The 10411-nt window shown below is 46.3% G+C and carries 14 protein-coding genes; 6 read left to right on the top strand and 8 right to left on the bottom strand.

Annotation, left to right across the window (positions count from 1 at the left end):
* The first annotated feature begins 249 nt into the window (after positions 1-249).
* The 5 genes from HV107_RS26440 (at position 250) to HV107_RS26460 (ending at position 3457) form a co-directional block, all read left to right on the top strand.
* Positions 250-621: a TIR domain-containing protein gene (locus tag HV107_RS26440; RefSeq protein ID WP_182063606.1), complete on the top strand. Its 372-nt coding sequence runs from the start codon at positions 250-252 to the stop codon at positions 619-621.
* Between the two features lie 11 nt (positions 622-632).
* Positions 633-1616 (top strand): caspase family protein, encoded by a 984-nt coding sequence (locus HV107_RS26445; protein WP_182063607.1) that lies wholly within the window; start codon positions 633-635, stop codon positions 1614-1616.
* A 9-nt stretch (positions 1617-1625) separates the two neighbouring features.
* Positions 1626-1895 (top strand): hypothetical protein, encoded by a 270-nt coding sequence (locus HV107_RS26450; protein ID WP_182063608.1) that lies wholly within the window; start codon positions 1626-1628, stop codon positions 1893-1895.
* Positions 1896-1963: 68 nt separating this feature from the next.
* The gene (locus tag HV107_RS26455) at positions 1964-2287 is read left to right on the top strand and encodes a hypothetical protein (RefSeq protein ID WP_182063609.1); all 324 of its coding nucleotides are present in this window, start codon (positions 1964-1966) and stop codon (positions 2285-2287) included.
* Between the two features lie 22 nt (positions 2288-2309).
* Positions 2310-3457 (top strand): IS3 family transposase gene (locus HV107_RS26460; protein WP_172747731.1). Its coding sequence is split into 2 segments (ribosomal slippage): positions 2310-2547 and positions 2547-3457, totalling 1149 coding nucleotides; the frame shifts between segments, so codons are not numbered across the junction.
* 15 nt (positions 3458-3472) lie between these two features.
* On the opposite strand, the gene HV107_RS26465 is transcribed toward HV107_RS26460, so the two are convergent.
* The 8 genes from HV107_RS26465 to HV107_RS26500 all read right to left on the bottom strand — a co-directional run bounded on the left by HV107_RS26465 (position 3473) and on the right by HV107_RS26500 (position 9284).
* The gene (locus HV107_RS26465; protein WP_182063610.1) at positions 3473-3742 is read right to left on the bottom strand and encodes a type IV secretion system protein; all 270 of its coding nucleotides are present in this window, start codon (positions 3740-3742) and stop codon (positions 3473-3475) included.
* The gene (locus HV107_RS26470) at positions 3735-4028 is read right to left on the bottom strand and encodes an EexN family lipoprotein (protein ID WP_032490877.1); all 294 of its coding nucleotides are present in this window, start codon (positions 4026-4028) and stop codon (positions 3735-3737) included. The genes HV107_RS26465 and HV107_RS26470 overlap by 8 nt, the downstream gene beginning before the upstream one ends.
* A 14-nt stretch (positions 4029-4042) precedes the next feature.
* A complete protein-coding gene (locus tag HV107_RS26475; RefSeq protein ID WP_050296633.1) occupies positions 4043-4765 on the bottom strand; it encodes a type IV secretion system protein in 723 nt (240 codons plus the stop codon).
* An 11-nt stretch (positions 4766-4776) separates the two neighbouring features.
* The gene (locus HV107_RS26480) at positions 4777-7524 is read right to left on the bottom strand and encodes a VirB3 family type IV secretion system protein (RefSeq protein ID WP_182063611.1); all 2748 of its coding nucleotides are present in this window, start codon (positions 7522-7524) and stop codon (positions 4777-4779) included.
* Positions 7525-7533: 9 nt separating this feature from the next.
* Positions 7534-7827 carry a TrbC/VirB2 family protein gene (locus HV107_RS26485; RefSeq protein WP_032490874.1) on the bottom strand — a complete coding sequence of 98 codons (294 nt, stop codon included), beginning with the start codon at positions 7825-7827 and terminating at the stop codon, positions 7534-7536.
* Positions 7828-7836: 9 nt separating this feature from the next.
* The gene (locus HV107_RS26490; RefSeq protein ID WP_032490873.1) at positions 7837-8505 is read right to left on the bottom strand and encodes a lytic transglycosylase domain-containing protein; all 669 of its coding nucleotides are present in this window, start codon (positions 8503-8505) and stop codon (positions 7837-7839) included.
* A 20-nt stretch (positions 8506-8525) separates the two neighbouring features.
* On the bottom strand, positions 8526-8750 hold the full coding sequence (locus tag HV107_RS26495) for a hypothetical protein (RefSeq protein ID WP_008815931.1): 225 nt from the start codon (positions 8748-8750) through the stop codon (positions 8526-8528).
* A gap of 78 nt (positions 8751-8828) precedes the next feature.
* Positions 8829-9284 (bottom strand): transcription termination/antitermination NusG family protein, encoded by a 456-nt coding sequence (locus tag HV107_RS26500; protein ID WP_016361119.1) that lies wholly within the window; start codon positions 9282-9284, stop codon positions 8829-8831.
* Positions 9285-9542: 258 nt separating this feature from the next.
* Here HV107_RS26500 and HV107_RS26505 point away from each other — a divergent pair, with 258 nt between their 5' ends.
* Positions 9543-9905 carry a helix-turn-helix transcriptional regulator gene (locus tag HV107_RS26505; RefSeq protein WP_008815933.1) on the top strand — a complete coding sequence of 121 codons (363 nt, stop codon included), beginning with the start codon at positions 9543-9545 and terminating at the stop codon, positions 9903-9905.
* Positions 9906-10411 lie beyond the last annotated feature (506 nt).

The raw sequence follows: 10411 nt of genomic DNA on the forward strand, positions 1-10411 counted from the left end.
AATCTTGCCCTGCCTGGTTCTACATATAGTAACAACCGTAGAGAACAGCATACAAAATGTAGCATTGTCCAAAAAATAGTGGGTAGGATCAGGTAACTTTGGGTTGTGGTGGCAGACTCGGCAGAACAGTTTTTTGCCGAGTCCCACTTGGGGTAGATAAAGCAACATAGGTCAAAAAAATGCTTAAAGTTCGTTAAGCTGCAATGTATTGTTATAGCTCCTGAAAATTTTCTTATGATTGGAGTTAACATGGCTGACAAAAAAGTTTTATTCATAGCTTTCGCGATTGAGGATGAAACTCAACGTAATTTTTTGAAAGGACAATCGCTCCACCCAAGAAAACCTTATGAATTCATAGATATGTCAGTAAAAGAACCTTATGACACCGAGTGGAAAGCGCGTGTTAGGACTCGTATCAAGCGTTCAGATGGTGTAGTCGTACTGGTTAGTAAAAATTCACTGAAATCCAGTGGGCAAAAGTGGGAAATACAGTGCGCAAAAGAAGAAGGTAAACCTATCCGTGGTATCTGGGCTTATTCAGATGACAGAACTAATATAGACGGTGTAAATACTTACACTTGGTCTGATAAAAATATCACTGATTTTATCAACGCATTATAGGATATATATAAATGAGAAAAGCCCTGATAGTTGGGATTGATTATTATAAAAACATTAATCATCTGTCAGGGTGCGTTACTGATGCCCTTTCAGTACAAACCTCTCTTGAACGTAATTTCGATGACAGTAAAAATTTTGGAGTTCGCCTCATTGTAAGTCGTAATGAGCAAGAAATAGTAAGAAGAGGAGATTTACGCTCTGCAATATCAGAACTTTTTCAGGGTAAACCTGATATTGCACTATTTTATTTTGCTGGGCATGGATATATCGATGAAGCAGGAGGTTACATTTGTTCAGGGGATTGTGAAACTGGCGACGATGGTGTGAAATTAAGCGATATAATAACTTTTGCTAATAAATCAAAAGCTAAAAATAAAGTTATTATTTTAGATAGTTGTCACTCTGGCTCGGCAGGTGACCGCCCAACAGATGAAAGTTTGGCAGAAATAAAAGACGGTGTAACTATTATGACTGCCTCAACCGATAAGCAGTATGCCTTAGGAGGGGAGAAGGGAGGAATATTCACTAATTTATTCGTTGATGCTCTGGATGGTGCTGCTGCTAATTTATTAGGCTATGTTACACCAGGGGGGATATATGCACATGTTGATCAGTCGCTGGGAGAATGGGGGCAACGGCCAGTATTTAAGACTAATGTGCAATCATTTATATCTCTAAGGAAAGCTGAACCACCAATTTCGTTAGCTGATCTACATAGGTTAGATCAAATTTTCACGACAGAAAATTATATTTTTCCTTTAGATCCCACATTTGAACCTGAGCGCAATAAAGAACAGAATGATGATGTTAATTTCCCCAAGCCCGACAAGAAAAATACTGAAATTTTTGCTCTTTTACAGAGGTTCGTTAAGGTAAATCTTGTTCGTCCTGTAGGTGAAACGCATATGTGGCATGCCGCCATAAACTCTAAATCCTGTAAACTGACTGTATTAGGGCAACATTACTGGAACCTTGTGAATAAGAAATTAATTTGAGGTGATAGCATGAAATTAGAAAGTAAAAATATAAAGTGTGTTATTGAAAAGCTAGCTGATATCGAGCATGGCAGATGGTCTCGCTGGCAAAAATACCTGCATGAACAATGCGTAACGAATGATGATGGTTCCCTTACCATACCGCATGAGCTTGTATCGAGATGGGAAAAACAAATGACCACTCCTTATGGTGAGTTGACAGATGAAGAGAAACAGAGTGACCGGGATTTAGTTGAGAAAGATTTAGATAAACTACATCGTATATTGAGAGATTTATAAATTATCTATAGGTGAATATGGACTCGTTAACAGTATCCCTTGTTGCTATAATGATACCTGGTGTCATTATGGCTTTTATTTATGATGTATATACACAGCATAAATCATGGGATTCATTTAAATATATACTTATATCAATAATATTTGGGTTGATGATTTATTTTATAGATCAATGCATTATTTTTATTTGGCAGTTTATGGAGAGTAAAATTTCAAATAAAGAGTCTGTAAGCTGGTATTTTCTATCTGTGTGGGATATTGCGAATAAATCTGATATAAAAGTAGTTCCATATGAAGTTTTTTTTGGAGTGGCATCTTCTATACCGCTTGGACTGCTTGTAGTATATATAATGAATCGCCATGGGTTTAACAGACACCTCAGAGTCATTTAAGATGGCTTAAAGAGAGGTGCCCATGAGCGGTAAGCGTTATCCCGAAGAGTTTAAAACTGAAGCAGTCAAACAGGTTGTTGATCGCGGTTATTCTGTTGCCAGCGTTGCAACACGTCTCGATATCACCACCCACAGCCTTTACGCCTGGATAAAGAAGTACGGTCCGGATTCTTCCACTAATAAAGAACAGTCAGATGCTCAGGCCGAGATCCGCCGTCTCCAGAAAGAGCTGAAACGGGTTACCGACGAACGGGACATATTAAAAAAAGCCGCGGCGTACTTCGCAAAGCTGTCCGACTGAGGTACGCCTTTATCCGTGACAACTCCTGTTGCTGGCCTGTTCGCCTGCTCTGTCGGGTGCTGGATGTTCATCCTAGTGGTTTTTACGCCTGGCTTCAGCAGCCGCATTCACAACGCCATCAGGCAGACCTGAGACTGACAGGACAGATTAAACAGTTCTGGCTGGAATCGGGATGCGTCTATGGTTATCGCAAAATCCATCTGGATCTGCGGGACAGCGGGCAACAGTGCGGAGTGAACCGGGTCTGGCGACTGATGAAACGTGTCGGGATAAAGGCTCAGGTCGGATACCGGAGCCCGCGGGCACGTAAAGGCGAGGCCAGTATCGTGTCGCCCAACAGGCTCCAGCGACAGTTCAATCCGGATGCTCCGGATGAGCGTTGGGTAACGGACATAACCTACATCAGGACCCACGAAGGCTGGCTGTATCTTGCCGTTGTTGTTGATCTGTTCTCACGCAAAATTATCGGCTGGTCCATGCAATCCCGGATGACAAAGGACATTGTCCTGAACGCACTGCTGATGGCTGTATGGCGGCGTAATCCCCAAAAACAGGTGCTGGTTCATTCGGATCAGGGCAGTCAGTACACAAGCCATGAGTGGCAGTCGTTCCTGAAATCACACGGCCTGGAGGGCAGCATGAGCCGTCGCGGTAACTGCCATGATAATGCGGTTGCAGAAAGCTTTTTCCAGTTGTTGAAACGCGAACGGATAAAGAAAAAGATCTACGGAACGCGGGAAGAAGCCCGCAGCGATATTTTTGATTACATCGAAATGTTTTATAACAGTAAGCGTCGGCATGGTTCTAGCGATCAGATGTCACCGACAGAATATGAAAACCAGTATTATCAACGGCTCGGAAGTGTCTAGATTTTCCGTGGCGATTCAAACCGAGGCGTCTAGGTAGCCATCTGCATTAGTGACAAATGCTAGGATGATCCCCATTCGCGCCAAGTCCCACGCTACGTCCTCTACCGGGGTATGTAGCTTCCCCGCCAGTGTCTGATAGCCACGCCAAAGAATGTACAAAGTGGCAGAACCGGTAACTAATCCTGCCATCAGCGTTGAATACAGGGACATTTGCCCCTGTAAAACACTGTTTAAGCCATTCATTACAGCGGCATCCATTCCAGAGAAAACACCTTCGCTACTCATGACTTTTATTCTCTGGATGCATCCTGCTTTTTACGTACTCTGTTTGCACTTTTTGTAGTCCAGCTACAACGTCAGGCTCATTCATTGACCTTTTGGAAGCATTCACAACAGGGATGCACCGCTCACTGCTGAATGTTTGGGTTTTCAAACAATCGGCATAGTCTTTTATTAATTCGTCATGATGAGCCATATACCACTCTTCAGTTTTTTTCTCTTCACAACCACCTAAAGCAAACAGGCTTAAAACAAGCAGGGAGGATAAAATAGTGCGGTTATTAATCGTCATATGAAAAATCCTTGTCATAAGTTGTTTAAATCAGCTACCGGCGCACTCAGTTGTTGCTGTCGGTGGGCTTTTTGTCGCTGCGATGTCAGCATTTGATCACGCAGTTCCGACTGTTTCACGCTCATTTCCCACTGCGTGGTCAGCGCGTTTAACTGTACACTTTTTGACGTTATGGTGTTCGCCAAATCCTGTGACTCTTTAGCGTCTTGCGACATTTCTATACGACTTACAAGGGTGGAAATATCACTCACTGTACTGTTGATCTTCTCCTGTACCGCAGTGGTATCTTCGACGGCCACCGCCCGGTTAATGACGATTTGTTTACAGGTATCAGCATAGCTTTGGGTCTGCGTAGCATCACAGGTGTCAAACATCTTGTACTTGCTGTACAGGCCGTTTAGCGCACTGCTGTATGACCCGCCGGAGTTCGTCAGCAGGTCGTTGAGTGAAATGCCGTTTTTTTGCAGGTTTTTAAGGTCATTAGACAGCCCCTTAGCCTGACTCAAAAAGTCCTGTACGTTGCGTACGCCGGTCGCGGTCGCCAGTTGCGATTTGTAGGCATTAAGCTGGGATTTATACTGTTCCACCGTTTTAAGCCAGTTTTGGGCGTCGGTCGCGTATTGAATCTGACGTAACGGATCAGCATCAACCATGACAGGAATACCGGCATAGGCTGTCAGTGATGGACACAGCAAAGCCCCCGCAAGACAGGCGGCAGACAGAGTTTTCAGTTTCATGTTATTTCCTTTCAGAGTGCGAGTTGCAGGTAGTGTTCCAGCCAGTCGTCCGGCTTCATGCCGTCCTGAAACACAGAGTCAAAAATTTCGAGGTTGTCAGCGCTGCTACTTAACACTTTTGTATAAGTACCAAGCCCGGACAGGTCAAGGGTGACGAGTGCCGCAAAGTTGCGTAAGTCACCTTTTTTCAGAGGACTTTTCACTATCACGAACTGGCGTGACAGCGGATCGAGGTTCTTGATGATATCGAAGATTTCCGGGGCGACTTTCAGGCCGTCAACATAGTCTTTGCGGTCAGCCTTCGGGTTTGCCGTAAAGATTTGCGTGCCGCACTGCTCCACCACGGCAGGAGATATCGGGTTAATCAGTATTTCAGCCGGTGATTGTGTGCCAGGAATAAACACGCCATTCAGTTTGCGGATGACTTTCAGCACGTTAAAGGCGAAATCAGAAAAGACCGGGTCGTTGAGCCATTTCCAGAATTCATCCATGAAGATCACCAGGCGTCGCCCGTCGAGCAAGCTGGTGACGCGATACAGCAGGTAAAACGAAATCGGCGCACACACGTCGGCATCGTCCAAAAATTCCGTGCCATCGATGCCGAAATTGTCGCATTCGCCAATATCAAAGGTGTCCAGGTCATTATCGAAAACCCAGCCGTATTCGCCACCCTGCGCCCACTGTGACAACCTGACGCGTAACCCGTTTTCCTGCGCTTCCTTCGTTGGCGGCTCGGTAAGGTTCTCCAACAGCCGGGTAATACCAAACCCACGGTGTTCAGCCGGTAGCTCCTTCATGACCGCATCCACTGCCTGACTAAGACGCAGCTCGTCGCGCGGGAACAAGGTTTGTCCGTTGCGGGTGCAGAGTATGCGCATCAGCTTCTTGATGAAGTTCAGATTGCGTTTGGTCGGTGGAAGCCGGAAGGGATTCCAGCCGGTAGGCTCACCGCTTTTCACCTTATAATACTGGCCACCCAACGCCCTTACGTTGAGTTCTGCCCCCCTGTCCTTATCAAAATAAACGGTAGTAAGACGCTGCGTTTTAGCCTGCGGCGAAAAACTCCGGGGTTGCCGATATTTCTGCATCATGACCTGAATGAATGCCATCAGCATTGTTTTGCCCGAACCGGCGGTGCCGATAACGCTGGTATTGCCTAGATTTTTCTCGTTGAAATCATCCTTATTGAGCATTGAGTTGTGCAGGTTCATGTAATACGCCCCGCCCGATGGGGTTTTGAGAACGCAAAGCGCTTCACCCCAGGGGTTCTTATCCCGTTTCCCCGTATAGAAGTTATGGAATGACGCCAGTTCTGCAAAATTCTGGCTGCTGATGGGGACAAGTCGCGGCCTTAGCGTGTACACCCCCGGCATTTGTGCCAGGTAGGCAGCGGGCAGCGACAACGTGGAGAGCGTCGGGGTGATACCCAGATCGGTGAAGGCGTTGATCAGGCTGTTTGTATCTTTAATCAGCCGTTCTGTACCGGGTGCCGATACCATCAGGGAAAAATGATATTTACCAAAGGCAATGTGTCCGGCCTGCAACATGTCCAGGGCAACAAATAAGTCTTCCTGCTGCGAAATGGCATCATCTTCCGTGCTGCGTAAACGCTTGGCCGTCTGCTTGATGTGCTTTTGCGCTTCATCTTTCGCCATACAGGTAAAAGACTGGGTGATCACATAGTCACACGGGGCATACAGCAACACGTTCATTATCCCGGTGAAGGATTCCGGCGCGTAGTCTTTCACTTCCAGCCCACGGAAGAAGGTCTTTCCGTTTACGTTATTGCTTTGCCCGGCATCGCCGGTGAAAAACAGGTCGGTTGTGCCGAGCGTTTCATAAAATGGCGTGCGCGTAACGGCTGTTTTCTGCCAGACGCCGCTTAACAGCCGCCGATAGAAAGACAGTTGCGACGAAAACACGCGGCCATTTTCTTCATACGCCCCGAGTTGGTTCGCGGTGAAACGCGACAGGGACGTGCCGACCGTCTGGCAGATCTCCAACATCTCTTTTAATGCACTGTCTAACGCATGTTGCTTCTGTCCGTCGGACATCCGTTTGCGCTCGACCTTATCCAGTCCGACAAAGGGCATATAACAGGCGGTGAAGAACAGGCGATTATGGCGGAAAGGATGGTTTTCAATCGTCGAGTAGTACCGTTCGCTGACCGTATCGGCAAAATCGTTACCCGAATGCCCGTCAAAGTGATCGTGGTACGTTTCACGGATATTGTGAACGTAAAACGTCACCGGTCGCCCTTCAAAGGACTTAATCAGGTTATTAAACTGACCAGACAGTATGTCGAGATTTTCTTCCGTATCACATTCAAACGCCGTTCCGCCAATTTCCCACGTTGCGATCAGGTCGCTACCTCGGGTTTTAATGACGTTTTCATGAATGTGCGACGAATACGGAATGTGCTTGGTGAGCGTGACCCGTTCGTTAAGTCGCATAGTGTTGATGAACTCCGTGATGTCTACGGCGTCGTAGTCGTTCGCCAGGAACGCCGTTGCGCCGTAGTGGGTGTTGCACGTCTTATTGCCCCGCGTTTTCAGTTTTAAAAAGGCTAATCCGAAAATGTGGGCATCCTTTCGAGCCATCTGGTTCATGACAAACCAGCTTACCGGCAGGAACAGCAACAAAAGTTTAGTGAGGTATATCGCCAGCAGGATAATTGCCCCACTGACGATAACTAACGGCACCATCGGAATGCCAAACAGCATAGCGGGGCGCGTCAGGGCTTTATTCAGCGTGACCATTTCCGCCCCTTAGCTCATCAACAGAGCGCCGATTTCTGCACCGCTGGCAATAAGAATGCCGCCAATGATGATCCCTTTACAGTCGTGAAGGCTTTTGCCGTCCCATAACACTTTGTAACCCACCCAGATAACAGCGATGGTAATGGTGACGATGGCCAGACCGGTGAGGCCAGACGAGATTTTTTCCAGCAACGTTTCGGCTTTGGCGAACCCGTCCGCGAATGCCGGTGAGGACATAGCAGCAGAGGCCGCGACAGCAGCAAGGTGAGCAGGAGCGTTTTTGATAGAGCGTAAAATTTTCATGATATTTCCTTATTTAGATGTAGTGACTACAAACTCCCCCCGCACAACCTGTGACGGGAAAGAAACGGGTGTAGCCTGGTTAGGTGACGCTTGCGCGCCGGAGGTGATGAGATCGCCGCGTACAATACCTTTGGGGTAACGTATCTGCGGCGTGGGTGCTGCATTGCCTGGTGTGGCGTTTTGCTTTTCTTGATCGGCCTTGCTGGAAGGCACGACATATTTTTGCGCGGGTTTGTAACCCATCCGCTGTACATAGCTGGTTTTGGAAAATGCGGCTTCGGGCTTCTGGCCGGTATCAAAGTTGCCGGAGTAATAGCAACTCAGCGCCCTTTTCAGGGTGCCGCCCCGGAGGTAGCAGTCAGTGATGATTTTTTCGAAGACGGTCAGGTTGGTGCAGGGATTAAACAGTTGTTTTGCAGTGACACCGTAACGGGAAAAATTAGCCTGGTTGATTTGCATCAGACCAACTGAGTAATTTTTACCTTTCGCCTTGAGCTGGTCGATATGATCAAGAGCGTCATTTATGTTGCTGGGGAAAAGCCCTTTTTTCTGGCCGACAACCCCGATAGCAAAGGGATTCAAGCCAGATTCGACCCTAGCTACATCATGCGATGTATCCGGGTGAATGGTTGGGGCGCATTGCATGGCCAGAGTCAGAAGCACGGCGGATGAAATCATTTCTCCTCCTATTAGATGGTTTATTCCTCTTCAGCGGGGGGAGCCTTCTGCAACTGGTTAAGCAGTGAGGCATGGCCTTTTTTGGTGAATTCATCAATCAGGTAGTGAAGGAATGTTGTTGTCTTGATATTGGTGTTGGATAAATAACTGATTTCACGAGCATGTTTTGCTAACAGTTGGTAACGCTGTTGTCCGATATAAATCACCGACGTACTCGTTGGCTCGCCCAACTTCTTTTTCGGCATGGGGATGGTTACTCCTATTAAAAAGACACCGCAGGGTATCGCCCGCAGTGCTGGTATGTATAAAAAATGAGGTCGGGTTTAAGGGTTAGACGATTGCAGCAGGTGTGAAAAAGCAACCTGCCGTTGTTCTATCGACTTGATAAGCGAGATTTCCTGAATTTTTAGCAGCAAAGTGGACGAGATATTACGGCACTCAATAGCTTGATCGTCATTGTTCAACGCAATCAGCCGAGCGCATTCAATCGCTGATATCACTTTCTGGGGAACGGTGCAGGCATCGGAACCGAAGCGAATGAAGCCGACAGCCCCAGGGATAGACGAAATTGTTGAGGTGTGGATTTTATTGATATCAAAAGAGAGGAACAAATAATTAGGGAACAACACTTTTTCCTCGATCCGAACCGAATTGCAGTCGGTTCGGTGAGAGACTCTTACATAGCGAGGGCAAAAAACACTAACCCCTAATCCATTGACTCTTTTAGTGATTTTACCAACATCCTGAGCCTTGCAGTACAGCACATACCATAAGTTCATGTTCCCATCCTTGTGGGCACAAGCCCCCATTTTCCGCCGTGCTAGCTTGGCGGAAACTAGAACGAGCGTACTCATAAACATGATAAAACAACTGTATATAAATACAGTAATGTTATTATATTCAGTTGTTTTGGTGTGTCAATCTAAAGAGTCTTAGAGATTACATTACTTTATGATACAAAATCAACCATGATTCGTATTGTGGACATTGATATCGAATGCGCCTTGTAAGATTAGACTCCCAAAAAGGGGGTGAACATGGTGCCGAAAAGATTGCGAGAAGCGCGAGAGGCTGCGGGGATATCGCAAGAAAAATTATCTCAACTTATTGATATAGATGGTAAAAACTCAAGATCGAGGTTGTCGAGTTACGAAGTCGGAAGGACGGAACCCCCTTTTAGCTTGGTAGTTAAAATCGCAAGACTGCTGGATTATCCTGAGTATTATTTTTATACAGTGGATGACGATATGGCTAAGAATATGCTTGAGGTGCATCGTAATAGGGTTAACCCAGAAGAAAACCTTCAATACTATACTTTGGAGGAAAATAAAAAATTACGTAAACAGAATGAAGAAGCCAGAAAATTATTAAAACAACTAAACGAGTGCTTGAAAGACTAGCCAGCACAGCTCGCCGCAGCCTTTGATTGAGGCGGAGCGCAGCCATAGGCGAGCACTGAACACTCAAAGCGAGGAAGCGGAATTTTCACTGAATTAACAAAGAAATGCGTTCACTCTGAATCTACATAGACAAGAGAAAACACCTGTTGATATTCACAATATTAATAATGTTTAGACTCAATATCTCTATGAATTGATTAGGTAAATTAGATATGTTCTTTGCGGGATCTTTTGGTGGGGGAATTGATCGTTGCTTCACTACGTGGTAATTTACCTGCGTTTACAAGTATTCATACGGGTGGGACGTTCCCGGTAATAGCGTCTAGGGAAAGGGTGATAGGGGCAAAAGCCACACCCTGAATGCAAAAACCCCCTGAAATCCCAACTCGAACTTGGCGGAACGAAGGATATTCAGGGGGTCGAAAGCAGGCGCGGCGCCTGAAAAGGATTATAGCAAATGCGTAACCTAACACAACCCCCCCACACCGCCATAAGTGCTGGCGGGT

The organism is Enterobacter sp. RHBSTW-00175 (genome assembly GCF_013927005.1).
GTDB lineage: Bacteria > Pseudomonadota > Gammaproteobacteria > Enterobacterales > Enterobacteriaceae > Enterobacter.